General features: G+C 58.3%; 20 protein-coding genes. 10 read left to right on the top strand and 10 right to left on the bottom strand.

Annotation, left to right across the window (positions count from 1 at the left end; translation table 11 throughout):
• Positions 1-91: 91 nt before the first annotated feature.
• The 5 genes from ACR0E2_RS10790 (at position 92) to ACR0E2_RS10810 (ending at position 5,078) form a co-directional block, all read left to right on the top strand.
• Positions 92-1,075 (top strand): Bug family tripartite tricarboxylate transporter substrate binding protein, encoded by a 984-nt coding sequence (locus ACR0E2_RS10790; protein WP_480446406.1) that lies wholly within the window; start codon positions 92-94, stop codon positions 1,073-1,075.
• 66 nt (positions 1,076-1,141) lie between these two features.
• Positions 1,142-1,624, top strand: coding sequence for a tripartite tricarboxylate transporter TctB family protein (locus ACR0E2_RS10795; RefSeq protein WP_152460311.1), 483 nt, complete (start codon positions 1,142-1,144; stop codon positions 1,622-1,624).
• A 1-nt stretch (position 1,625) separates the two neighbouring features.
• A complete protein-coding gene (locus ACR0E2_RS10800; protein WP_480446407.1) occupies positions 1,626-3,137 on the top strand; it encodes a tripartite tricarboxylate transporter permease in 1,512 nt (503 codons plus the stop codon).
• Complete coding sequence (locus tag ACR0E2_RS10805; protein ID WP_480446408.1) at positions 3,130-4,314, top strand: CaiB/BaiF CoA transferase family protein; 1,185 nt, start codon at positions 3,130-3,132, stop codon at positions 4,312-4,314. Before ACR0E2_RS10800 ends, ACR0E2_RS10805 begins: the two co-directional genes overlap by 8 nt.
• Positions 4,311-5,078, top strand: a complete 768-nt coding sequence (locus ACR0E2_RS10810) for a citryl-CoA lyase (protein WP_480446409.1) — start codon at positions 4,311-4,313, stop codon at positions 5,076-5,078. Before ACR0E2_RS10805 ends, ACR0E2_RS10810 begins: the two co-directional genes overlap by 4 nt.
• Positions 5,079-5,082: 4 nt before the next feature.
• Here the strand turns inward: ACR0E2_RS10810 and ACR0E2_RS10815 are convergent, their stop codons facing one another.
• From ACR0E2_RS10815 to ACR0E2_RS10845, 7 genes are all read right to left on the bottom strand, one after another.
• Positions 5,083-6,279: an acetate/propionate family kinase gene (locus tag ACR0E2_RS10815; RefSeq protein WP_480446410.1), complete on the bottom strand. Its 1,197-nt coding sequence runs from the start codon at positions 6,277-6,279 to the stop codon at positions 5,083-5,085.
• A complete protein-coding gene (locus ACR0E2_RS10820; RefSeq protein ID WP_480446411.1) occupies positions 6,276-7,673 on the bottom strand; it encodes a bifunctional enoyl-CoA hydratase/phosphate acetyltransferase in 1,398 nt (465 codons plus the stop codon). The genes ACR0E2_RS10815 and ACR0E2_RS10820 overlap by 4 nt, the downstream gene beginning before the upstream one ends.
• A gap of 172 nt (positions 7,674-7,845) precedes the next feature.
• A complete protein-coding gene (locus ACR0E2_RS10825; protein ID WP_480446412.1) occupies positions 7,846-10,023 on the bottom strand; it encodes a Tex family protein in 2,178 nt (725 codons plus the stop codon).
• A gap of 163 nt (positions 10,024-10,186) precedes the next feature.
• Positions 10,187-10,927, bottom strand: a complete 741-nt coding sequence (locus ACR0E2_RS10830; protein WP_480446413.1) for an aspartate/glutamate racemase family protein — start codon at positions 10,925-10,927, stop codon at positions 10,187-10,189.
• A 39-nt stretch (positions 10,928-10,966) separates the two neighbouring features.
• Positions 10,967-12,205, bottom strand: a complete 1,239-nt coding sequence (locus ACR0E2_RS10835) for an NAD(P)/FAD-dependent oxidoreductase (protein WP_480446414.1) — start codon at positions 12,203-12,205, stop codon at positions 10,967-10,969.
• Between the two features lies 1 nt (position 12,206).
• Positions 12,207-14,420, bottom strand: coding sequence for a TRAP transporter permease (locus tag ACR0E2_RS10840; protein ID WP_224856921.1), 2,214 nt, complete (start codon positions 14,418-14,420; stop codon positions 12,207-12,209).
• Between the two features lie 80 nt (positions 14,421-14,500).
• Positions 14,501-15,508 carry a TAXI family TRAP transporter solute-binding subunit gene (locus ACR0E2_RS10845; protein ID WP_171119318.1) on the bottom strand — a complete coding sequence of 336 codons (1,008 nt, stop codon included), beginning with the start codon at positions 15,506-15,508 and terminating at the stop codon, positions 14,501-14,503.
• Between the two features lie 129 nt (positions 15,509-15,637).
• On the opposite strand from ACR0E2_RS10845, the gene ACR0E2_RS10850 reads away from it, so the two are divergent.
• The gene (locus ACR0E2_RS10850) at positions 15,638-16,582 is read left to right on the top strand and encodes a LysR family transcriptional regulator (RefSeq protein WP_480446415.1); all 945 of its coding nucleotides are present in this window, start codon (positions 15,638-15,640) and stop codon (positions 16,580-16,582) included.
• A gap of 44 nt (positions 16,583-16,626) precedes the next feature.
• Here ACR0E2_RS10850 and ACR0E2_RS10855 read toward each other — a convergent pair whose 3' ends face one another.
• From ACR0E2_RS10855 to ACR0E2_RS10865, 3 genes are read right to left on the bottom strand one after another with little or no spacing between them, the layout of a single operon-like run.
• The gene (locus ACR0E2_RS10855; protein WP_480446416.1) at positions 16,627-18,840 is read right to left on the bottom strand and encodes a hybrid sensor histidine kinase/response regulator; all 2,214 of its coding nucleotides are present in this window, start codon (positions 18,838-18,840) and stop codon (positions 16,627-16,629) included.
• A 3-nt stretch (positions 18,841-18,843) separates the two neighbouring features.
• Entirely contained in the window at positions 18,844-20,013 is a 1,170-nt protein-coding gene (locus tag ACR0E2_RS10860) for an FIST N-terminal domain-containing protein (protein ID WP_480446417.1), read from the bottom strand.
• 46 nt (positions 20,014-20,059) lie between these two features.
• Entirely contained in the window at positions 20,060-20,743 is a 684-nt protein-coding gene (locus ACR0E2_RS10865; RefSeq protein WP_171228807.1) for a response regulator, read from the bottom strand.
• Positions 20,744-20,943: 200 nt separating this feature from the next.
• On the opposite strand from ACR0E2_RS10865, the gene ACR0E2_RS10870 reads away from it, so the two are divergent.
• From ACR0E2_RS10870 to ACR0E2_RS10885, 4 genes are all read left to right on the top strand, one after another.
• Positions 20,944-21,180, top strand: coding sequence for a hypothetical protein (locus ACR0E2_RS10870; RefSeq protein ID WP_480446418.1), 237 nt, complete (start codon positions 20,944-20,946; stop codon positions 21,178-21,180).
• A 72-nt stretch (positions 21,181-21,252) separates the two neighbouring features.
• Entirely contained in the window at positions 21,253-21,777 is a 525-nt protein-coding gene (locus tag ACR0E2_RS10875; RefSeq protein ID WP_171228808.1) for an SRPBCC family protein, read from the top strand.
• Between the two features lie 28 nt (positions 21,778-21,805).
• Positions 21,806-22,288 (top strand): (2Fe-2S)-binding protein, encoded by a 483-nt coding sequence (locus tag ACR0E2_RS10880; protein WP_171228809.1) that lies wholly within the window; start codon positions 21,806-21,808, stop codon positions 22,286-22,288.
• Between the two features lie 80 nt (positions 22,289-22,368).
• Positions 22,369-24,729: a xanthine dehydrogenase family protein molybdopterin-binding subunit gene (locus ACR0E2_RS10885; protein ID WP_480446419.1), complete on the top strand. Its 2,361-nt coding sequence runs from the start codon at positions 22,369-22,371 to the stop codon at positions 24,727-24,729.
• Positions 24,730-24,786 lie beyond the last annotated feature (57 nt).

The raw sequence follows: 24,786 nt of genomic DNA on the forward strand, positions 1-24,786 counted from the left end.
TTCGTGCGTGACAGGTTGATGTCAGGTTGATGTGTTGTTGTTCCACCCAATCTGAGCCGCCATGCGGCTGGTTGTCAAATGGGAGGACATCATGACGACATTCACACTGGGCCGTCGCGCCCTGATCGCGGCTGTGGCCGCAATTGGCCTGGCAGGGCCGGCTTTGGCTGATGGCCATCAGGTCGTGGACAGCATTCACTTTCTGATCCCCGGTGGCGCCGGTGGCGGCTGGGACGGAACCGCGCGCGGCACAGGCGAAGCGCTGACAAAAGCTGGCCTTGTTGGCACGGCGTCATACGAAAACATGTCGGGCGGCGGTGGTGGCAAAGCCATTGGATATCTGATTGAAAATGCCGACAGCAACCATGGCACTCTGATGGTGAATTCGACGCCGATCGTGATCCGCTCATTGACCGGTGTATTTCCTCACAACTTCCGCGATCTGACGCTGGTTTCGGGCACTATCGGCGACTATGCCGCGATCGTTGTAGCCAAAGACAGCCCGATCAACTCGATGGCGGATCTGCTTGCCGCTTTTGATGCGGACCCAGGCGGCACAGCGATCGGTGGCGGCTCGGTTCCCGGCGGCATGGACCATCTGGTGGCGGCGATGGTGATGGAAGCAGCGGGCAAGGATGCGCTTGGCGTGAAATACATCCCCTATGATGCGGGCGGCAAAGCCATGGCGGCCCTGCTGTCGGGTGAAATCGCCGCCTTGTCCACCGGTTTCTCGGAAGCGGTCGATCTGGCGAATGCGGGTGAAGTCAAGATTATCGGCGTGACATCCGAAGAGCGCGTTGATGCGGCTCCTGACGCGATGACGATGAAGGAACAGGGTATTGATACCACTTTCGTGAACTGGCGCGGCTTCTTCGCGGCCCCCGGCCTGCCCGAAGAAAAACTGGCCGCCTACCAGGAAGCGATTGCCAAGATGTACGACACCCAGGAATGGGAAGAGGTTCGTGCACGCAACGGTTGGGTCAACATCCACAACTCGGGCGCAGATTTCCAGACCTTCCTGGAGCAGCAGGAACAGCAGATCGGCGATCTTATGAAAAAGCTGGGCTTCCTCTAAGTCCGTTTTCGGCAGAGCGGATCCGCCGCTCTGCCTTCCCACGAACAGGAACAGGGAGAGGCTCTCATGGCGCTGGATCGCTGGATCGCGCTCATTCTTCTGGGTGTGTGTTTGACATATGGCTACGCCGCCTGGTTCACGATGGACGGCAGCCTGCCCCCTTTCATGCAGCGAAATCCGATCTGGCCCAGCACCTTCCCCAAAGTGCTGTCGGTTCTGGGTGTCGTTACCACCACGATCATTTTGCTGGGTTTTGAAAAGGCGGAACCAAAGGAAGCCGATATCGATTACCGGCGACTGGGGGAATACCACCTTGATCAAGCGCTTATGTTGCTGGCCTTGATGGTGATTTACGCGCTTTGCCTGCGCCCTGTTGGGTTTCTGATCTCGACCTCGGCCTTTCTGATCCTCGGGTCTTTCATTCTGGGTGAGCGCAAATGGCACGTCATGCTACCCGTCGCGCTGATCGCCACAGGCGCGGTCTGGTATCTGGTTCAGGAAGTTCTTGGCATCTACATGCGCCCATTGCCGGGCATTTTCGGAGGCTGACATGCTCGAAGGACTTCTGATCGGTCTGCAAACGGCGTTTTCAATTCAAAACCTGCTGATGGTGATCGCAGGGTGCCTGATCGGCACGTTCATCGGCATGCTTCCGGGTCTTGGGCCGATGTCGATCATCGCCATCATGATCCCGGTCGCGATTTCCATGGGCGACCCGTCCGCAGCGCTGATCCTGCTGGCCGGAGTGTATTACGGCGCCATCTTTGGCGGTTCGACATCTTCGATCCTTCTCAACGCGCCGGGGGTCGCGGGCACTGTTGCGTCCAGTTTCGACGGCTATCCGATGGCTCGCCAGGGCAAAGCGGGCAAAGCGTTGACTGTTGCAGCTATTGCAAGTTTTGCCGGCGGTACGATCGGGGCGATTTTGTTGATGGTCTTTGCCCCTGCTCTGTCTTCGGTGGCATTGCTGTTCCACTCGGCCGAGTATTTCGCGCTTATGGTCGTGGGCCTGTCGGCAATCGCAGCCTTCGCAGGCACCGGTCAAGTGGCCAAAGCCGTCATCATGACGCTACTTGGGTTGATCATGGCAACAGTCGGTGAAGGTGCATTGTTCAACCTGCCACGTTTCACAATGGGTATCATGGATCTGCAATCGGGCTTTGGCTTCATCACGCTTGCCATGGCCATGTTTGCCCTGCCCGAAGCGCTGTTTCTGGTGCTCAAACCAAAGAACCTTCAGGGGGATGACGGCGAGATCAAGGACCTGCGCATCACAGGCAGTGAAGCCAAGGCCATCGCGCCGGTGATCGGCCGCCAATCTGTACAGGGCTTCTTCATCGGGGTTCTGCCCGGTGCAGGGGCAACGATTGCCAGCTTCCTCGGCTACGCGGTCGAACGCAACATTGCCCCGAAAGAGGAACAGGACGAATTCGGAAAAGGGTCAATAAAAGGTCTGGCTGCGCCCGAAACGGCGAACAACGCGGCATGTACCGGGTCTTTCGTGCCGCTGCTGACGCTGGGCATTCCCGGGTCCGGCACCACCGCGATCCTGCTTGGCGCCCTGATTGCCCTGAACGTGACACCCGGCCCACGGCTGATGCTGGACGAGCCGCAGATATTCTGGGCCGTCATCATGTCAATGTTCATTGGCAACCTTGTTCTGCTGATCCTGAACCTGCCGCTGATCCCATATATCGCAAAGGTTCTCTCGGTTCCGCGCAATTACCTGATCCCCTTCATTTTGTTCTTCACTCTGATGGGAGCCTATATCGGGCAGAACAATGCGACCGAGCTTTTGATACTTGTGGGCTTCGGTGTTTGTGCCACGGCGTTGAAATTTGCCGACTACCCGCTTGCGCCGCTGCTGATCGGTTTCATCCTCGGGGGGATGATGGAGGACAATTTTGCCCGCTCGATGCAGCTCTATGACGGTATTGCTTTCATCTGGGAACGTCCGATGACGCTGGGTCTGCTTGTTGTCGCGGTGCTGCTGGTGCTGTTGCCCAGCTATCGCGCGCGCCGGGCACGTGCCCGGGCCGCAGGGGTTGCCGAAGGTGACTGAGCCACTGGCAGGAATACGGGTTCTCGATCTGACGAATGTCCTCGCGGGTCCGTATTGCTGCTATCAACTGGCGCTCATGGGCGCCGAAGTGATCAAGGTCGAACGCCCTGACGGTGGCGACCTTGCCCGCGTTCTGGGTGCTGATCCTGCCAGAAACAAGGCCGGTATGGGCGTCAGCTTTCTGGCGCAGAATGCTGAAAAAAAGTCCATCACGCTCAACATGAAATCAGAACGGGGCAAGGCGCTTCTGAAACGCCTTGTCCAGACAGCCGACGTATTGGTAGAGAACTTTCGCCCCGGTGTGATGGATCGGCTTGGACTTGGGTATGGCGTCTTGCGCGATGTGAACCCCAGCCTGATTTACTGTGCCATAAGCGGGTTCGGTCAGGACGGCCCCCGCCGGGGCGATCCGGCCTATGACCAGATCGTGCAGGGTATCAGTGGCGTGATGTCTGTCACCGGCGGCCCTGACACCGCACCCTATCGCGTTGGCTATCCTTTGGCGGACACAATCGGTGGGATGACGGCTGCTTTTGCAGTGTCCGCCGCCCTGAACGCTGATCCTCGCGGGGCCTATCTGGATGTGGCAATGTCCGAAGCCGTGATCTCGACAATGGGTTGGGTCGTGTCGAACCACCTGATCGCCGGTGCCATTCCCGGGGCCCATGGCAACGAAAACACGACGTCAGCGCCGTCAGGAACATTTGCAACTTCTGACGCGCCCATCAACATTGCCGCAAACCGCGACGAACAATGGCAGGCACTGGCCCGGCATCTGGGCCGGCAAGACCTACTGGCCCACCCGGATTATGAAACGCGCGAAGACCGCAAGCGCAATCGCCACGCCCTGCGCGCGATGCTGGAGAAGACCTTGCGGACCAGAGCGGCATCAGACTGGGTCAGCGAACTCAACGCAATAGGAGTGCCGGCCGGGCAGGTATTGACCGTGCCCGAGGCGCTTGATGACGAACAGCTTGCCGGTCGCGGCCTGATCGGGTCTTTGCGGGTGCAGGGCGAAGACATGAAACTTGCAGGCAGCCCCATTGTCATGGACGGCGAACGGCAAATGCCCCAAACCGCGCCGCCTGAACTTGGGGCAGACAATAACGCGATCTGGCCTGAAATTGGGTTGTCCGGCGCGGAAATTGACGCTTTGAGCAAGGAAGGCATCATATGAGCGATGTGTCCGATTGGTGGACGACTTCCATCATCGATATGGAACCAGGCCGGATCGACCTGCGCGGAGAGCCGATCCAGAATCTGATAGGTCATCTCAGTTTCAGCGAGATGATCTGGTTCATGGTTCGTGGCGACCTACCATCAGGGGCGCAGGTCCGGTTGTTCGAGGCCGCGCTGGTCGCCGCCGTGGACCACGGACCTCAGGCGCCTTCGATCGCAACGGCGCGGATGGCTGTAACCTGCGGACTGCCCCTGAACAACGCGATGGCGAGCGCTGTGAACATGTTGGGGGATATTCACGGCGGGGCTGGCGAGCAAGCGGTTATGCTGTACCATTTCGTGGCGCAACATCCTGGCCGGTTGGATCAAACGCTGGACGAGTGGATCGAGCGTGAAGGAAAGATATTGCCGGGTTTTGGCCATCGTTTCCACACGCCAACGGATCCGCGCGCACCACGTCTGATGGCGTTGGTCCGTGATGCTGTGATGGACGGGGCTTGCGATGGTCAGTTCCTACAGATCGGGCAGGCGATCGAAGCAGAGTTGGCCCGGCGCAAGGGAAAGCCCGTTCCAATGAACATAGATGGTGCCACCGCGGTGATCTATGCCGAGTTGGGCTTTGCGCCCCCACTGGCACGCGGTCTGTTTTGCCTATCCAGATCTGTTGGCATTCTGGCCCATGCGTGGGAACAGATGCAGCAAGGCGGCCGGAACAAGGGACCGACCCCGCCTGCCTATCGCTGGACCTATGTCGAAACGTAGATCGCTAGGCAGTTCTGAGCCGTGGGCGTTTGGCCAACAGGTCAGCCGCCGCACGGGCAATGACCAGTTCTTCATTGGTCGGGATTGCCATCACCACGACGCGGGACAGATCGGTTGAAATGATCCGGTCATTGTCCGCATTTGCGTCAGGATTGAGCTCGATGCCCAGCCATCCCATCCCAGAGCACACCCGGTCACGCACCAGACGTGAGTTTTCTCCGATCCCACCGGTAAACACCAAGGCGTCGATACCGCCGAGAATGGCCGCCATCGCGCCAAGCTCGCGCCGGATACGGAAGGTGAAATAGCTGATCGCCTGTCGGCTTTCGCGTGTGTCCGCCTTTTCCAGGGTACGCATATCGTTGGACAGCCCGGACAGGCCCAAAAGCCCCGACTTTCGGAACAACAGGTCTGAGATTTCGTCAGCGCTCAGCCGTTCCTGGTCCATCAGATACAGGACCACGCCGGGATCAAGTTGACCACAGCGGGACCCCATCGGTAGCCCGTCCAGTGCCGAAAACCCCATGGTCGATCCGACGGATCGCCCGCCGATCATCGCACACATCGATGCGCCATTGCCCAGATGGGCCACCACCACGCGCCCTTCGTGCAAAAGCGGCGCTGTCTTTGCCATGTGATCCGAAATGAATTCATAGCTGAGCCCGTGAAAGCCATAACGCCGAACACCTTTGTCGTAATACTCACGCGGCAAGGCAAAAACGTCATTCTCCCACGGATGATTGCGGTGAAAGGCGGTGTCGAAACAGGCGATCTGAACCGCATTCGGAAAACGTTCCATCGCGGCCCTTGCTCCGGCCAGATTGTGCGGCTGATGCAAAGGCGCGAACGGCGACAGCTTGTCCAGCTCTTGAATAGACGCCTTGGTCAATGGCACCGGAGCGTCGATGTCAGGTCCACCATGGACAACACGATGCCCGACCGCAGTCACGTCGCTGTTTGGAAATGAGCGCGCAAGCAGGTTCAAAACCCAGTCCAGCGCTGTGGCGTGATCGCGTATTTCTCCGGCGGTGCCGCTGGCAAGGACACTTCCGTCGGAAGACTTTGCCTTGACAAGCGGCTCTGGCTCTCCAATCCGCTCGACCGCGCCGGTGCACACCATGATCGGATCGTCATCGGTCAGCTCGAACAGACCAAATTTCATGGAAGACGATCCAGCGTTCAGTGTCACGACATGTGTCATGCGGGTGCTCCGGTGCGCGGTAAGGAAAAGGCTTCGTGCAGTGCCGCCACGGCACAGGACGCCAGCCGGGCTTTGTCGTCATCGGCGCGGCTGGTCAAAATGATCGGAGCTTTGGCCCCCATGACCAGACCGGCCCCTTCTGCATTGGCGATATAGGTCAGCTGCTTGGCCATCATGTTCCCGGCATCCAGATTTGGCACCACCAGAATATCGGTTTTGCCCGCGACATCCGACACAATCCCCTTGGAACGCGCAGCCGCAAGGCTGACGGCATTGTCCATGGCAAGGGGTCCGTCAACAAGCCCGCCCGTGATCTGACCGCGTTCCGCCATTTTCGACAGCAAAGCCGCGTCAACCGAGGATCGGATCGCCGGATTGACGGTTTCGATGGCAGACAGAACACCCGCTCTGGGGTTTTCGATCCCCAGAGACAGGGCCAGGTCGATTGCGTTCTGGACAATATCAATCTTGGTTTCCAGGTCCGGCTCGATATTGATCGCTGCATCCGTCACCAACAAAGGTCTGGGTTGTCCGGGCACGTCCATGAGAAAGACATGGGTAAAGCGGCGGCCGGTGCGCAGGCCGTTTTCACGCCTGAGCGCAGCCTTCAGCAATTCATCCGTATGCAGATGCCCTTTCATCAGCGCTTTCGCTCGACCTTCTGCAGCCAGATCGACCGCTGCATGGGCCGCATTGACGTGATCGCTCTGCGGTATGATTTCAATCCCATTCAACGACGCTCCGATTTCGGCGGCCGCGTTCGCGATTTTGTCCGGGTCACCGATCAGAATGGGTGTGATGATCGTCTCATGTGCGGCCAGCAGCGCCCCACCCAAGGCGTTGGGCTCTTCCGGGGCCACAACGGCAGTCGGCATGGGCGGCAGCGGGCGCACCTTTTCCAGCATGGCATCAAAGTGACGATGACGTTTCACCACCAGCCCGGGCAGATCCAACTCGGCGAACACCATCTCTTTCTCCGGCGCGATCACGACGGCCTGCCCGCTCACGATCACGGCACCGTCCGATGGGCGCGTAACGACCGTGTCAAAGACAACTTCCCGGTTCGGTCGCTTTTCCAGTACGGTGACTTTGGATACCAGCTCATCACCGGCATGCGCCCTTTCCACAAAATCAAATCGCTGCGATTTATAGAGCGTCCCTGCCCCCGGCAGAACGTTCCCCAAAACGGCCGAGATCAGGGCCCCCACGAACATGGCAGGGGCAACCGCTTCGTTGACGTGGTCGCCATCGCCGTCTTCGCTGGCCAGATGAAGCGGATTGTGGTTACCGGAATTGTTGGCGAACACATAGAAATCATCGACCGAGCACGTGCGGGCCAGCTCGGCAGTATCACCGACCTGAAGCTTGTTGTAAGGCTTGTTGTGGTACTGCATGAACTATCGTTTCCATTTCGATCCGATTGGCGGCGCTGCGAACTCTCTTGCTGATACCCAGTTCAGCGCGCAATGAAAACAACGCATGCCAGCTGCCCGTATCGGTCTGCACGCTATTTCCAGCGGGTAACGCCTTCATGTCGTTACGCCCGGATAATGTGCAGATTGCAGATCAGGCGCGCCGCTTTCCGCCGCCGCCCTGTTTGCGCATCGAAAGCCCGATCCGTTTTCTGGGTACATCCACCTCGACAACGCGCACTTTCACGACTTGCCCGGCCTTGACGACCTCGTGCGGGTCCTTGACGAAGCGGTCGGCCAACTGGCTGACGTGAACCAGACCGTCCTGATGAACGCCCACATCCACAAAGGCCCCAAAGGCCGCCACGTTTGTCACGGTGCCCTCAAGAACCATTCCGGGCTTCAGATCAGTTATCTCTTCGATGCCATCCGCGAAAGTGGCCGTGACAAAGCTGGGCCGGGGGTCTCGTCCGGGTTTCTCAAGCTCGGCAAAGATATCCAGAACCGTGGGCAGGCCGAAATCTTCGGTTACGAATTGTTGTGCCCGCAAGCCTTTCAAGGCCCTCTCATGGCCCATGATGTGCCTGATATCCCGCCCGCAGGCCGACACGACGCGGCGGGCGACTTCATAGGCTTCGGGGTGCACCGACGACGCATCAAGCGGTTCGGCGCCGTCCCTTATGCGAAGAAACCCGGCGCATTGCTCAAAAGCACGCGGACCCAGCCCGGCAACGGACAACAGGTCCTTGCGTGATTGGAACGGCCCGTTCAGATCGCGATGGGCGACGATGGCTTCGGCTTGCGCGGCGCCCAGCCCCGACACGCGCGCAAGCAAAGGTGCAGAGGCCGTGTTCAGGTCAACCCCGACCGCGTTCACGACATCCTCGATCGCGGAATCCAGGGATTGCGACAGGCGGTGCTGGTCAACGTCATGCTGATATTGCCCGACGCCGATGGATTTCGGTTCGATTTTGACCAGTTCTGCCAAAGGGTCCTGCAATCGCCGGGCGATGGACACCGCCCCACGCAGCGAAACGTCCAGATCGGGAAACTCTCGTGCTGCCAGCTCCGACGCGGAATAGACCGAAGCCCCCGCTTCGGACACTACCACCTTGGTCGGTGCTTTTACCGCCTTGGGGAGCAGAGCCAGCGTATCCGCAACCAACCGTTCGGTTTCGCGGCTCGCTGTTCCGTTTCCGATTGCGATCAGTTCGATCTGATGGGCCGAGATCAGATTCAGGATGGCAGCCTGCGCGCCGCGCAAATCGTTTTTGGGTTGAAAGGGATACAGCGTGTCAGTGGCCACGACCTTGCCCGTTGCGTCAACCACCGCCGCTTTCACGCCGGTGCGGATGCCGGGATCAAGACCCAAAGTGGCCTTGGCACCCGCCGGAGCAGCAAACAGCAAGTCCTTGAGGTTGCGTGAAAAGACCTGAATTGCCTCATCCTGTGCCCGACTGCGCAGTTCGGCCATCAGTTCGACCATCATCGACAGCGAAAGCTTGACTCGCCATGTCCACCCGGCAACCTTGCGCAACCAGGCATCACCCGGTCCTTGGCCACGGGTCTGCAAATGCGCGGCCACGATGGATTCGGCCCGAGCTGCCCCGAACTCTGGTTCCGGCGCGATATCAAGTGAAACAATGTCCTCTTTTGACGCCCGCAGCATTGCCAATGCCCTATGCGACGGAACATCCGCCCATCGTTCGGAATGGTCAAAATAATCACTGAACTTGGCGCCTTCCTTTTCTTTCCCGTCGACAACCCTTGCACTGAGCAGCGCCTCGCGCTGCATGAAGGCCCGCAACTCACCCAGCAGGGTCGCATTTTCCGTCAATCGTTCAGTCAGAATGTCCCGCGCGCCGTTCAGCGCGTCACGAGGGGTGGCAACGGCCTCGCTCAGGAATGCCCCGGCCAGTGTTTCCGGGTCCGCATCGCGATCGGCCAGAATGGCTTCGACCAGGGGTTCCAGCCCGTTTTCACGCGCGATCATCGCCTTGGTGCGCCGCTTGGGCTTGTAAGGAAGATAGATGTCTTCCAGCTGTGCCTTGGTTTCTGCCCGAGCTATCGATTTATTCAGATCTTCGGTCAGCTTCCCCTGTTCTTTTATCGACTTCAGGATGGTTTCCCGCCGTGCCTCAAGCTCACGCAGATAGGTCAAACGCTCGGACAGAAGGCGCAATTGGGTGTCGTCCAACCCACCGGTTGCTTCTTTCCGATAGCGGGCGACAAAGGGAACCGTGGCCCCGTCATCCAATAGATTGATCGCAGCACCGACCTGATCGGGACGTGCATTGATCTCGGTGGCTATGGTGCGGGCGATACGGTCCAAGGGGGCCTCCTGAAACGGCAATGGAAGGGCTTCTTAACCAGCCGTTTCAGCAAGGGAAAGTCCCATGTGCCGGTCCGTCGAAAAGCATCGGCAAGCAGCGACTGTTTTCGCGGCTATTCGACATGTCTGAGCCATTGGACGAAAACACGAGCCTGCAAGGGCCTCAGCCCCACGGCATCAGCCCGCAATACCCTGTGCGCGCGCCTACATTGTGCGCCATTTGCGCCAGCGTCGTTAGGTCAAAGACCGGCAGTTTCAGGTCTTCCTGAATGCGTTTTGCATAAGGCGGAAGATCCGTGCATTCCAATACCACAGAGCGTATTTCAGGTGTTTCGCGCTTCAGCCTGCGTGCAGCGTCCAGCACTTCGGCCTCGATCAGATCTGTGTCCATACGGGTGCGCGCGTTGCGCAGGATGACTTCGGCAAACTCACTGGTGTGTTCCAGACCCTGTACGGCCACCGGAACGCCCCCCGCTCCAACGCCTTCAAAATGGCGTTGCGTCAGCGCTGACGAATCCGCTGTAATCACCCCGACCGGTGCGCTGGCCCCGGTCATGTGAAAGGCCAACGGCACCTGTATCAGGCTCGAAGCGAAGACAGGCACCGATACGGCCGCGGCCAGCTCTTTTTGGAACAGGGCGAGAAACCCGCAACTTCCGGTGATGGCGCGCACGCCTTCAGCCTCAAGCCGTTGCGCGCCTTTTATGAATGGGTTCAGCAGATCAGGCGTCGGATTGTGCAGCAGCGTTGGCACCGTGACGCCATCTATCATCTCGTACAGCACCGGGAACGGCAGGCTGGAAGGGTTCTTGATATGACCGGGAGGTTTCGGAAAATAGCTTTCCAGACACAAAACCCCGATAGCGGCTCCGCAAATATTCTGTCCACCCTGGTAGATCGGCATGATGGGGTAATCCTTCTTCGAAACGGTGGTTGTTGCGCGTCAAAATCGCGACAAGGCGAATGAATCCAATGGGATGTTGAGGCGTTGCCCCGACACCAGGTCAGCCACCAGCTCACCTGTTTTGGGGGCCATCATCAAACCGTAATGGGAATGACCAAAGGCGGTGAACAGGCCCTTGTGTCCTTCAACCGGACCGATCGCAGGCAAACTGTCGGGAAAAGACGGGCGTCGGCCCATCCAGAACTGTGTATCCGAGGTGTTCAGATCCGGCATCATTGCGCGGGCCTGTGCGGTCAGAAGCGACTGTTTGCGTGGATCCGGCGGCGCGTCGATGCTGCCGAATTCGGCCGTGCCGGCCACACGCAGACCGTCCTGCATTGAACTGGCCACCACCTTGGCGTCCACGTCCATCACCGAGTTTCGCAGGCTGGCAGAGGGGGTCGGGAATTGGACATGGTATCCACGCTCGGCCACCAGTGGCACGGGCAAACCCAAAGGTTTCAGCAACCCGGCAGACCAAACCCCGGCGGCCAGCACGACAGTATCGGCGTGAAGCGCGCCGGCCGGCGAGGTCAAATGCCATTGTCCGTCTTCCATGCGCTTTAGTTCTTTGACTTCTGTCCGCACGAACTCGGCGCCTTGTTGACGGGCCTTGTCGGCCAAAACCGCACCGACCCGGCCAGGAGACATGACCCGCGCCTGTCCCTTGATCAGGATCGCAGCCTTGAAATCTCGGGATAACGCAGGTTCGATCCGGCGCAATTCCGGTCCGTCGATCCGCTCTAGATGTCCGCCTTTTTCCTGCCGGATCAGATATCCCAATTCTTTCAGGTCAGCCTGATCGGGGTTGCGAAACGCGTGGATATAGTTGGAATCAACAATAAGGTCTTCGCGCCCGGTATTTTGCAGATGTCTTCGGTACAGATCTATCGACGGGCGGCACAGCACCTCCATTGCGTCCGAGATATTGCGTACGGATTTCACGCTTGAATTCTTCAGGAACCTCAGGCCCCAGGGTATCATCCTTGGCCAGAACGCAGGTCTGACGGTCAACGCGCTTTTCGGGTCCAACAGCATCCCGGGGATCGTTTTCCAGATACCCGGCGTGGCCTGTGGAATGACCGACCAAGGCGAGACGACACCGGCATTGCCGAACGATGTCTCCTGCCCCGGGTCTCCACGGTCGATCAGACGCACGGCAATACCGCGCTCCTGCAACGAAAGCGCACAGCACAGACCGACGATCCCGGCGCCGATGATGGTCACTTGTTCGGGCATGTCAGACCGTTGCTTGAATTCGGCTGCGGGCGATCACCTGTGTGACGATGACAGGAGACGCCACCGCCAATGCGATCAGGTCAGCCGTCAGCGTGGGCGCCACGAAGATAATCCCGGCAATGGCCATCAGGATGCGCGACACGAGGTTGAGTGGCTGCAACCAATACCCCACGACCGCTGCCGAAAGGGCGATGACGCCGGCAATACAGCTGGCGGCGGTATAGGTGAATTCCCAAAGATCGAACCCGGTGGAAGACACGAACAGCAAAACCGGCGCATAAACGAACGCCATTGGCGCGATGACCTTGCCCAGTCCCAGCGTAAAGGCGGACAGCCCGGTGCGGAACGGGTTGGAATTCGCAATCGCTGCCGCCGCATAGGCCGACGTACAGACCGGAGGTGTGATCTCGGAGACCACGCCGTAATACAGCACGAACAGATGGCTGGCGATGGGTGGAACCCCCAACTGCGCCAGCGCAGGCTGCGCGACCGAGACGAGCATGATGTACAGCGCCGTGGTCGGGATGCCGGCACCCATCAGGATGCAGACGATGGCAATGAAGACCAGCGAGATGAACAATTGCAGGTCTTCCATCGCAAACAGTTGGAAACTGCCGAACGAGATCATGTTGTACAGATCGGATGCCAGATTGCCCGCGCCCTGCGTAACCATGAAGCCGATGCGAAAGCCGATGCCAGTGGTGTTGATGACACCCACCACGATACCCACTGCGGCGGCAGCGGCCCCCACGGCCAGCGAGTACTTTACCCCAAGTTCGACTGCGGCCAACATCTCGGGCACTTCGATCCGTTTCTGGGGGTTCAGCGTGGCAATCACCGACAATCCGCACAGAATCGCGGTCATGGACAGGTCGAACCCACCGTCGGAGAACTTCCAAAGCACGAACGCAAGAAACGCCGCTGCATAGATCAGTGTTGGCGGCTGCTTGATCCGTGACATGCCCGCAATCACCGCCAGCGATATGCCGCAGAAGGCCGACATGAAGGGCGTGTATCCAGTGAACAAAACCACCAGCAATCCGATCAGAGGCACAATATTGGCCCAGCCCTCGGCCCAGACGGCCTTGAGCTGTGGCAATTGCTCTTTCGCCAGGCCTTGCAGGTTCAGCTTGCGCGCCATCAGGTGCACCACGGCAAAGACACCGACATAGTGCAGGATCGCCGGAAAGATCGCTGCGATCACGATTGTGGTATAGGGCACCTCGAGGAACTCGGCCATGATGAAGGCCGCAGCGCCCATGATGGGCGGAGTGATCTGACCACCGGCCGAAGACGCGGCCTCGACCCCGCCTGCAAAGTGACCGGGGTATCCAAGGCGCTTCATGTTGGGAATTGTCAGCGCGCCGGTCGAAACGGTGTTGGCCACCGAAGAGCCCGAGATCGTGCCGAAGAAGGCCGAGGATACCACCGACACTTTTGCCGGACCGCCCGTATAACGGCCCGCCAAAATCGTTGCGTTGTCAATGAAAAGCTGTCCCAACCCCGTTCGCTGAGCGATCACGCCGAACAGGACAAAGTGGAACACGATGGTCGAAACGACCCAAAGCGTCACGCCATAGATTCCTTCCTGCGGGAAGTACATCGACGATACGAAGGTTTTGAAGTTCACGCCCGGATGTTGCAACAATCCGGGAAAATAGGGACCCATCAGCGCGTATGAGATGAATACGCAGATGATCAGCGGCAGCACCCAACCAAGCGTACGGCGCGCAATGTCCAATACCAGAAGGATGATGATGACACCCAGGATCACATCATAGCTGTTTGGATTGCCCATGCGAAAGGTTTGTTCCTCGATCCCCAGGAACGGGATGCCGCGCCAGGCGAAACCCACGTAAAGTGCGGCGATGATGCCAAGCGCCATGAACACCAGATCATAAAGAGGGACGTTGCCGATGCGGAAGCGACTGACTTTGAGTGCATAGAGGCTTTTGGCCCCGACAATCGGGATCGTGGCGTAGACCAGAATGAACAGCAGAGCCAGATAGATGCCCATATGCCAGTGGTCGGCAGGCAGACCGAACCCAGCCGTGAAGAATTCGTAGAATGCAAAGATCAGGGCGACGACACGCAACACCTTGCCTGCCGTGGGCGTGACCTGCCGGACAGCGGCGCCTTCGTCGAACTGTTCTTCGATGGCCGCCAGTTCCTCGGCCGTCAGTTCGTGGTCATCAAGTTTCTGGGTCTCGGACATTATGGCCCCCCGATTTCGCATAATTCCAGAGTGCGGTGCCCCAAGAAGGGGCACCGACGACAGGTTTCAGTCAGGTGTGGTTATTGAAGAAGACCGGCTTCTTTATAGAATTTCTCGGCACCCGGATGCAGCGGAACACCCAGCGCCTCGACGCCGTCGAGCGCAGTGTCAGGCGTGATCTGCTTGCCCTTTGCGTGGCCGTTGTCCAGCAGCTTGCGCGTGTTGTCGTTCCACAGGGCCTTGGTCAGCTGATAGACCAGATCTTCGGACAGATCCGATGAAACAACCAGCATCGCGCTTACCGCGGGGGTCTTGGTTTCGGAATCGATGCCCTCATATACACCGCCCGGGATAGCGGACGGGATATAGGCAGGAATGATCTCGTTGATCTTTGCCAAATCTTCATCGCTGAAGGAATGCAGGTTCATGCCCTTGGTCGAAGACAGCTGCACCATTGCGGCAACCGGCCATCCTGCTGCGTAGAAATAGGCGTCCAGTTGGCCATCGGCCAGACGTTCGGCACTCTGGCTGTTGTTCAACTCGGCCTCATCCATGTTGTCACGGTTGACGCCCCAGGCTTCCAGCATTTGCAACACGGCCACCTGCGTGCCGGAACCAGCCTGAGCAATACCAACGCGCTTGCCTTTGAGATCACTCAGATCGTTGATCGTCTGGCCTGCGGGAAGAACCAGGTGCAGGTCTTCCGGGAACAGGTTTGCGACGATGCGCAGTTTCGGGTGGGGCTTGCCTTCAAACTTGCCCTCACCCAGATACATCGAACGGGTTACATCTGCCGCGGCCAGGCCGGCCTCAAGCTCGCCGTTTTGCACGGCGGCATTGTTGAAGACTGACGCCGTTGTCGACTGTGCAATCGCGATCAACCCGGGCACGCCGCATTGGCCGCCCTCTTCGCAGGGGCGTGAGCCCGGAGGGGCCGAAATTCCGTTGGCGATGGTGCCGCCGATCGGGAAATACGTGCCGCCTGCACCGCCGGTGCCGATGCGGAAAAAGGTTGGGTCCTGTGCAAGCGCCGGTGCAGCCAATGCACCCGCCAAAGCCAAACCCGTCAGGCATTTCATCAATCTCATCGTAAGCTCCCAGTTGTGGATCATTGGATTCGGTTTGTTCGAATTCTGATCCGTTCAGCCTATGGAGTTTTAGCATAAATACAAATTTGTTATATTTAACAAAACGAAAGTTTAGCTTATATATTAGACATGAACCTTGCTCAATTGACCGTTTTTCGTGAGGTGATGGAAACCGGGTCCATCTCTCAAACCGCAAAGAAGCTGAACCGGACACAGCCCGCGATCAGCCTGGCAATCAAGAACCTGGAAAGAAGTCTTGGACTGACCCTGTTCGAACGAAAAGGCCGGCGTCTGATCCCAGTGCCAGAGGCGCATTACCTGTTGGCCGAGACCACCGGAATACTGGACAGATTATCTACGGTTTCCAGCACGATGCACGGGCTTCTTAAAGGAAGTTCGGGCAATCTGAACATTGCGGCAATGCCGGGGCCGTCCATTTTTGCCTTCCCGAATTTCATCAGCCGTTCCGTTGGCGGGAACCCGGACATCCGGGTTACGCTGTCAACCCGCAGTTCGCCCCAGATTATGGAACTTGCAGGCACTCAGAACATTGATTTCGGGTTTGCTGATTTCGAACACCCGGTCGGAAAGAAGCCGCAATTCACGGCAGAGATCATCAGCGGAGACTGCTTTTGCGCAATGGATCGGGACAATCCGCTGGCGCAAGAAAAGGCCGTGACGATTTCGGATCTCGATGATGTGCCAATGGGTGGACTTTACGACACCCACCCTTTTCAGAAGAAAGTGCAACGCGCTTTTCAGATGGTCGCCGCCACTTACAAACCAAGTGTGACGTGCCAGTATTTTCTTCCGCTCATTCCGTTTGTTGGATCGGGGCAGTGCTGCTCGATTGTCGATCCGTTGACCGTTGCAACCGAACGGAAGCTGAATATCTCGCATGGCCGTGTGGTATTCCTGCCTTTCAAGGACCCTCTCAGATATGAATACGCCATCCTGTCGCCGGATCACCGCCCCCCGTCGCAATTGTCGCTTAAAATAAAAGCGGGGTGGAAGGCGGAAGTTGTGTCGATGCTGGATCAGACCAACGCCAACCCGCGGACGGAAGACTTCTGAAAGACACCCGACCGCACTGCGAAATGGGTCACAACCGGAAGAACTCAGATGCCGCGCGCAACAGAGGCCTCCAGCGTCGATTTGAGCAGTTGCGGATCTATCGGTTTGTAAAACAGCGGCAGATTTGCTTGTTTGCACTGCTGGACAAGCTCTTGTGATCGATTGGCTGAGATAATACAGCCGGGCAAATGCCCGAATTCATCCGTCAGGGCGCGCATGGCGTCCGTGCCTGTTTTTCCGTTGTTCAATTGATAGTCGGCAACGACAAAGTCTGGCAAGATGCCAATTTCGCGCAGAAGGCCAATCGCTTCGCTTTCGCTTTCGCATTCCAGAACCTCGACGCCCCAGGATTCGATGGTCATGGTCAACGCCCCGCGCAGGTTTTCATCGTTTTCGATCAACAGGGCGACGGTGTTGCCCAGCACATTCGAGTTTGGTTTTTGTACCACTGAGGAGCAGAGAGAAACCTCTGGTTTCGCCCGGGCCAAAGGTATTTCGACCGAAAACCCCGTGCCCTTTCCAACTTCGGAAAACAGGTGGATGGGGTGTTGAAGCAATCCGCAGGCCCGCTCGACAATCGCAAGACCCAACCCCATGCCTTCGGCGGCGCTGGCATCTGAATGCAAACGCTGAAATTCCTGAAACACGATATCTCTTTGATCTGATGCTATGCCGATGCCCGTGTCCCAGACTTCCAAAGCAATTGCGTTCTTGCGATGCCTGACACCAACAAGAACTTTCCCGGTCTCGGTATACCGGATCGCGTTTGACAGCAGATTCTGCAATATACGCCGAAGGTAACTGGCATCGCTTGTGACCAGAGCCTTTGTGTCAACAAAACGCAGTTTCAGACCTTTGGCCTGGGCGACGGGATTGAATGCGTCTTCCATCTGCAAGAAAAGCTCGCCCACCGACACCGTGGACAGATGCGCCTTGGCCCGCCCGGAATCCAGCTTTGAGATGTCCAGCAGGGCTTCGAGAATGTGTTCGACACTGTTCAGGGCGCTTTCTGCTTTTGCTGCAACGGTCTGCGCGGTGTCAGTGTCCAAACCGCTGCCCAGTGACGCAACATAGAGCTTTGCAGCAGACAGAGGTTGCAACAGGTCATGGCTGGCGGCGGCCACAAAACGCGATTTTGACGCGTTCGCCCGTTCAGCCTCGTTCAGCGCGTCCGCAAGTTCCATTGTGCGTGACGCCACACGTTGTTCCAAAAGTTCCTTGGCTTCATACAAGGCCTGCGCAGACCTCCGTTCCGCAGTTACATCGGTAAAGGAAATCACAAAGCCCCGATCGGGCATTTCCTGGGCAAAGACCGACAGGATTTTCGATCGCCCCCGATGCATCTGGAACTGAAGAGGGCGGCGATAGGTTGGTCGGCTGACCCAATCCAGCAGATCCGCCTCGGTTATGCCTTTCTGAAAGCTGATGTTGTCGCCCAAGCGATTAGACAGGGTTTCAAACCGCGTGCCCATCTGAAACTGAGTGATCGGTATTGCCAAAAGCTCGCTTGCGCGGGTGTTCCACCCGATCATGCGGTGCTTGTTGTCAAAGATGCAGACGCCCTGATCGATATGTTCAAGCGTAGCGCGGATCAGCCGCGCCTTATCGTCAAGAATGCGATCCCTTTCTTGCCGTTCGATCCGCATGATGTCTGTTACGTCAGTTTGCAGGATCACGGTGCCCCCGTCTGGGGTGCGGTGTTCTGACACTTGCGTCCACCGATTGCCCGAAAGACGAACATTGAACACCACGTGATCATCTGCGTGACGATCCAGGCGGCTTCTGGCCCAATCCTCTGGGGTCATTGTCTCCGGCAAGGACAGGAACCCGGATTGGCTGACCAGTTCCACGTAGTCGGCAAAGCGCAAGCCGGGGTTCAGCTGTTCCTGAATGTCGGGCATATGCATCCCGAACCGGCTGTTGCACAGCACCAGTTCTTCGTCACGATTGAACAGGGCAAAGCCTTCCTGCACAGTTTCGATCGCATTTGCCAAATCTGCGCGCGCTGCTTCGGTTTCCTTGTTGGCCTGCGCCAACCTGGCGTTGGAGTCATTCAGAAGCTCAAGCGCGCGCTCAAGGTCATCCGTTCGGGCGCGGACCTCTTGTTCAAGCACCGCCGCCCGTTGGAACTGAGCATAAGCCGCGCCAGAGGCATTGGTGGATTCTTCGACCCGCCGCATCAGGGCTTCGGCGATTTTCCTAAGCTTCTCGTTCTGACGACCAAGTGAGTCCGAGGGGTCTGTGAGATGCTCGATCATACCTTACTCTTTCTCGGGCGGGTATATCGCCACGCCGGTCAGGGTCTGGTTCACATGGATCGAATTGAATTGCTCTCCATAGGTCGAGAAACCGACCACGTTATGGCGGGACAGGATGTCCGAGATCGCGCGCGTCTTCTGCTTTTGATGGGCCTCCAGCCGACGAAGGATGCAGTCACAACCCAGAATGGTGTCGGGTTGCTGCTTCTCGGTCAACAGGCTGATTTCTTCCTGTAGATGTTCAACCATGTCCCGAGGTTCTGCCAGCGTCAGGACCAAGCCTTCGTCAATCGCCGAAAAAAAGACGAGATCGCCATTTCCCGCCACCTGCTGGATCGCGCGGACATGGTGTTGCCCGCCTATTTGCACAACGACGGGATGGGCTGCGAATGTGAATGTGGTGAGCTGTTCAGGGTCTTTCCCGAGAATACGGGCGTATTCGCGGGCAGCGGGTTCGGCATTGATTTCCTGAACGATGCGTTTTGCCGGGTCTGCCTTGGTCACGACCATGCGATGGGCGGTGGGCAGAAGGTGATCGGTCTTGAACACCTTGATCGGACACCGCGTGCGAACCTGCGTGAGCACGGCTGCGTTGCTTCTTGCCTGCCCCTGATACAGAACATATGTGCGCCCGAATTTGGTTCCATCCCCCGCCGAACCGCCGAACAATGGCACCGGCCCCAGCCCCACAGCCAATTCCGACGCCAGTTCATCTTCTTTTGTCGACAGCCCGTCAATCATCAGGAACGTGAATTCATGGCTCCAGTCGGGTGCGTTCGCCATCATCGCATTTCTGTTGTGGATCATCTCTTTGATGATGCTGTCGGAATCGAATTCGTTCAGATCCGGAACAAGAACCGTGCGTATGTCGAAATGGGATTGCGGCAGGCCGATCGCGACGATCTGATCATCGCAATACCCACTATCCGCCAGCTCTCCGGCGGTGGTGCAACCAACAATCGGGGTCGGCGCAAAGGCGCGTTCGGCATCCGCGATCACCACGGATGCATCGGCGTTCGGGCTGACAAAAAGAATGACAAGCGCAAGTGGGTCATCACCCAACTGACGTCTGAGTGTCTCGATCGACTGCCCGGTGTCGTGTCGTACAAAAGCCGTTTTGACGATGCCTGGCGTACGGGCCCGGGCTGTCGCCCGCCCGACTGCTTGGTCCATCGTGCCTCCTCCCTAAAAGCGCGACGATGACGTGAGAGTATGACGCTTAGCCTTGGTCTTGCAAGACACTGGCAAAGGACGCTTTCTTGACGATCAGAACCGCCTGCGTACGACTTTGAACACCCAGTTTTCGCATTATTGCCGTCACATGCGCTTTGACCGTCGTTTCCGCAATCGACAAGTCATAGGCGATTTGCTTGTTCAGTTTACCTTCGCAGATCAGTTGCAGGATGCGCGCCTGCTGATTTGTCAGTGTCGCCAGTCGCTTTACGGCTTCGCCGTGTTCGTCCTCTTCCTCTGTGTCAATCAAAACGCAGCCCTCCGGCACGAAAACGTCACCGGCATGCACTGTTTCGAATGCAGTGCGGAACACGTCGCGCTGGCTGTGCTTGGGGACATAGCCTGATGCGCCGGCCCGTATCACCTTGCTGACAACGCGGTTGTCCGTCAGCGACGACACCACGATCACCGGTGCGCTTGCGGCAGCCTTCAAGCGGATCAGACCTTCCAGGCCGTCCACATCCGGCAAATTGAGATCCAGCATGACCGCATCGGGTTTCAGCCCTTTTGCCAGCAGATCCAACGCGACCTCCAGCCGGTCTGCCGTATGGACTTCCCGGATCTGAGCCACACTTTGCAGGGTCATCGACAAGGCGTCGCAAAACAATGGATGGTCATCAACGATCAGCACGTTTTCGAAATCACTGCGCGCGGCGGACTCAGCAAGCATTTGGTATAGCCTTTTGCATTCAAATGGTCTCCAGCCTAACCAATCCTAGCAACGAATGAAAACCACGCATACTGGCGGAAGGTCGTATAGCACCGCGCACCCCGGATCAGGATCAGAAGCGTGTGACATGTTCTGTAACTGAACCGGATCAGCCCGCCGTTCTCTTGCCCGGGTTGCAGGCTGCCCGGCGATGCCCGAGCATGTCAGGAACGACCAAGTATTCTCCTCCGTCTTGGTCGCCCAGCGAAGTGAATGCACTATCCGACGTCCTGGATATCAGAACTGCTGGCGACCTGAGCCAATATCAGTCGCGTTTCAATTTTCGGTTACGCAGCTATGATGCTGGTGTTTCCAAATCAGCGATGTCGCAGGAAGGGCGTATCGCGGAAATCTTCAAACGTCGCGGCCTTACACATTCACCCCCTGCCCTGCGGTGACTACACCCAAGGTCTTATAGGCAAGGCTGCGAACACCGCGTAGCGTAACAAAAATATACTTGGAGAAGTGACATGGAACTCAATGACAGCCGCGTCATCGCCGCGCCGCGATCCAAAGTCTGGGCCTCGCTCTTGTCGGCTGAAGTTCTGAAGGAATGCGTGCCGGGATGTCAGGAGATGACAGGCTCGATCGAAGACGGGTTCGAGGCCACCGTCGTGCAAAAAGTAGGCCCGGTCAAAGCGACGTTCAAAGGCTCTGTAACCCTTTCTGATCTCGTGGAGCTTGAAAGCGTGAAGTTATCGGGTGAAGGTAAGGGAGGAGCCGCCGGATTTGCCAAAGGCGCGGCCGACGTCACCTTGTCGGATGCCCCCGAAGGCACATTGCTGACCTACGCGGTAGATGCACGCGTCGGTGGCAAACTGGCTCAGTTGGGGGGGCGCGTGATCGATGGGGTTGCCAGAAAAATGGCCGACCAGTTCTTTGAGAACTTTCAGAATGCGGTCGAACCTCAGGATGCGCCCGAGCCCGAAACCTCGGAAGAAGGCGAGACCGGGGAAGAAAAGAAAGGTTGGATCAAGCGCGTGTTAGGCGGTTGATCCTTTGGAATTCAGGGAGGAGAAAGTCATGAAAATTTCCATGACCGTGAACGGCAAAGCCGTAAGCGGAGACGTCGAGGGCCGGACATTGCTGTCCGGTTTCCTGCGCGATCATCTGTCTTTGACGGGCACGCATGTGGGGTGCGACACTGCGCAATGCGGCGCTTGCGTGGTGCATGTGAATGGCGAAGCGGTGAAATCGTGCAACATGCTGGCTGCCGAAGCAGATGGGGCTGATGTCGGCACGATCGAAGGCCAGGCAACAGCGGATGGGTCGTTGAACGTGATCCAGCAGGCGTTTCAGGATCACCACGGTCTGCAATGCGGATTCTGCACTCCGGGCATGGTGATGAGCGCCGCCGCGCTGCTGAAAGACAACCCGCGCCCGACCGAAGCCGAAATCCGGAAGTATCTGGAGGGCAACCTGTGCCGCTGTACCGGGTATCACAACATCGTCAAAGCGATCATGGCCGCATCCGGCCAGGACGTGGGCAGCATCGCTGCGGAATGATGCCGCTGCGGGCGTCGGAAGCACGCCCGTGGGATGAGTGAGGGATGCAGCAGCATCCGTTTATGGGAGGAGAACAAGCAATGCCCAAAGACAGTGGCATCGGAGCCAGTTCCAAGCGGCGCGAGGACGTACGCTTTCTGACCGGAGCAGGCAATTATACCGACGACATCAACGTGCATGGCCAGGCCTATGTGCATTTTCTGCGGTCCGACATCGCGCATGGCCGGATCAAATCCGTGGACACTTCGGCGGCCGAAGGCATGCCGGGCGTGGTCAAGGTGTTTACCGGCAAGGATTTCGAAGGCGTGGGCGGTATGCCCTGCGGCTGGGAAGTCACCGACAAGCACGGCGCGCCGATGCAAGAGCCGCCGCACCCCATTCTGGCGCAAGGCAAAGTGCGTCATGTGGGCGACCCGATCGCAGCCGTTGTGGCCGACAGTCTTGAGCAGGCCCGCGACGCGGCTGAGGCCATCGAAGTGGATATCGAGGAACTGCCCGCGGTGATCGACATGAAGGCAGCCGCGCAGGATGGCGCGACGCTGGTCCATGACGATCTGAAGAACAACATCTGCTATGACTGGCAGCTGGGTGAGGCGGACGATGCCAAGGTGAACGAGGTGTTTGCCAACGCCGCTCATGTCACCACGCTGGAGCTTGTGAACAACCGTCTGGTCGCCAACCCGATGGAACCGCGCGTGGCCGTGGCGGAATACAGCCGGGGCACGGATGAGTATACGCTTTATACCACGTCGCAGAACCCGCATGTGATCCGGCTGCTGATGTGCGCCTTCGTGCTCGGCCTGCCCGAGCACAAGGTCCGCGTCGTGGCGCCGGATGTGGGCGGCGGTTTCGGCACCAAGATTTTCCACTATGCGGAAGAGGCATTCTGTACCTTTGCCGCCAAGGCCTGCAACCGCCCGGTCAAGTGGACGGCCAGCCGGTCCGAGGCGTTCATGTCGGATGCACAGGGCCGCGACCATGTCAGCAAGATCGAGCTGGCGCTGGATGCCGACAACAATTTCGTCGGCCTGCGCACCAACACATACGCCAATCTGGGCGCGTATCTGTCGACGTTTTCCAGCTCGGTCCCGACCTGGCTGCACGGGACGCTGATGGCGGGCAACTACAAGACGCCGGTCATTCAGGTGAACGTGAAGGCAATGTTCACCAATACGGTGCCGGTGGACGCCTATCGCGGCGCAGGCCGCCCCGAGGCGACGTACCAGCTGGAACGTGTGATCGACAAAGCCGCGCGCGAACTGGGTGCCGATCCGATCGCCCTGCGTCGACAGAACTTCATCACGCAGTTCCCCTACGACACGCCGGTGGCGCTGACCTATGACACCGGGGACTACAACGGAACGATGGACAAGCTTGAGGCCGCCGCCGATCTGGCAGGTTTTGCAGCGCGGCGCGCGCAAAGTGAAGCCAACGGCAAGCTTCGGGGTTTGGGCATCAACTGCTATATCGAGGCCTGCGGCATCGCGCCTTCCAACATTGTCGGAATGCTCGGGGCCCGAGCGGGCCTCTATGATGCAGCAACTGTTCGGGTTAATGCGACAGGCTCCATCAGCGTCATGGTCGGCGCGCACAGCCATGGACAGGGACACGAGACGGCCTTTCCGCAGGTGGTGGCCGACATGATCGGTATCGACGAGTCGATGGTCGAGATCGTGCATGGCGACACTTCGAAGATTCCGTTCGGCATGGGCACCTATGGCTCGCGCTCGCTGGCGGTCTGTGGCTCGGCTATGGTCAAGGCGACCGAAAAGGTGATCGACAAGGCCAAGAAGATCGCCGCCCACCTGCTGGAGGCATCCGAGGCCGATATCGAGCTCAAGGACGGTCAGTTCAGCGTTGCGGGTACTGATAAGTCAGTGGCCTGGGGCGATGTGACCCTGACGGCCTATGTCCCGCACAACTATCCGCTGGAAGTGGAGCCCGGATTGGAGGAAACCGCTTTCTATGACCCGGCCAATTTTACCTTCCCGGCAGGCGCCTATGCCTGCGAGGTCGAGGTCGATCCGGAAACCGGTCAGGTCAGTATCGAGAAATTCACTGCGGCGGATGATTTCGGCAACATCATCAATCCAATGATCGTGGATGGTCAGGTCCATGGCGGTATCGGTCAGGGCATCGGGCAGGCGCTGCTTGAGAACTGTGCCTATGACGAAAACGGCCAGCTGCTGAGTGCGTCCTTCATGGACTATGCGATGCCGCGTGCGGATGACGTGCCATTCTACGGCGTAGATCATTCCAGCCAGACGCCATGTACGCACAATCCCCTGGGCGTAAAGGGCTGTGGCGAAGCCGGTGCGATCGGGTCGCCACCTGCGGTCGTCAACGCGGTTCTTGACGCGCTGAATTCGGGCGGCAAGGCGGTGGACCATATCGACATGCCGGTCAGCCCGTCGCGCGTCTGGGCGGCGATGAACAGCTGAGTGGAGAGGTTGGTGTGCGAGGGGCCAGCCCCTCGCGCTCCCCGGGATATTTACAGC

The organism is Ruegeria sp. A4, assembly GCF_056543025.1.

Coding starts and splice junctions, on each gene's coding strand:
- ACR0E2_RS10790 (WP_480446406.1), top strand. CDS start 92: ATGACGACATTCACACTGGGCCGTCGCGCCCTGATCGCGGCTGTGGCC.
- ACR0E2_RS10795 (WP_152460311.1), top strand. CDS start 1,142: ATGGCGCTGGATCGCTGGATCGCGCTCATTCTTCTGGGTGTGTGTTTG.
- ACR0E2_RS10800 (WP_480446407.1), top strand. CDS start 1,626: ATGCTCGAAGGACTTCTGATCGGTCTGCAAACGGCGTTTTCAATTCAA.
- ACR0E2_RS10810 (WP_480446409.1), top strand. CDS start 4,311: ATGAGCGATGTGTCCGATTGGTGGACGACTTCCATCATCGATATGGAA.
- ACR0E2_RS10815 (WP_480446410.1), bottom strand. CDS start 6,279: ATGACACATGTCGTGACACTGAACGCTGGATCGTCTTCCATGAAATTT.
- ACR0E2_RS10820 (WP_480446411.1), bottom strand. CDS start 7,673: ATGCAGTACCACAACAAGCCTTACAACAAGCTTCAGGTCGGTGATACT.
- ACR0E2_RS10830 (WP_480446413.1), bottom strand. CDS start 10,927: ATGCCGATCTACCAGGGTGGACAGAATATTTGCGGAGCCGCTATCGGG.
- ACR0E2_RS10835 (WP_480446414.1), bottom strand. CDS start 12,205: ATGCCCGAACAAGTGACCATCATCGGCGCCGGGATCGTCGGTCTGTGC.
- ACR0E2_RS10840 (WP_224856921.1), bottom strand. CDS start 14,420: ATGTCCGAGACCCAGAAACTTGATGACCACGAACTGACGGCCGAGGAA.
- ACR0E2_RS10845 (WP_171119318.1), bottom strand. CDS start 15,508: ATGAGATTGATGAAATGCCTGACGGGTTTGGCTTTGGCGGGTGCATTG.
- ACR0E2_RS10850 (WP_480446415.1), top strand. CDS start 15,638: ATGAACCTTGCTCAATTGACCGTTTTTCGTGAGGTGATGGAAACCGGG.
- ACR0E2_RS10855 (WP_480446416.1), bottom strand. CDS start 18,840: ATGATCGAGCATCTCACAGACCCCTCGGACTCACTTGGTCGTCAGAAC.
- ACR0E2_RS10860 (WP_480446417.1), bottom strand. CDS start 20,013: ATGGACCAAGCAGTCGGGCGGGCGACAGCCCGGGCCCGTACGCCAGGC.
- ACR0E2_RS10865 (WP_171228807.1), bottom strand. CDS start 20,743: ATGCTTGCTGAGTCCGCCGCGCGCAGTGATTTCGAAAACGTGCTGATC.
- ACR0E2_RS10870 (WP_480446418.1), top strand. CDS start 20,944: ATGTCAGGAACGACCAAGTATTCTCCTCCGTCTTGGTCGCCCAGCGAA.
- ACR0E2_RS10875 (WP_171228808.1), top strand. CDS start 21,253: ATGGAACTCAATGACAGCCGCGTCATCGCCGCGCCGCGATCCAAAGTC.
- ACR0E2_RS10880 (WP_171228809.1), top strand. CDS start 21,806: ATGAAAATTTCCATGACCGTGAACGGCAAAGCCGTAAGCGGAGACGTC.
- ACR0E2_RS10885 (WP_480446419.1), top strand. CDS start 22,369: ATGCCCAAAGACAGTGGCATCGGAGCCAGTTCCAAGCGGCGCGAGGAC.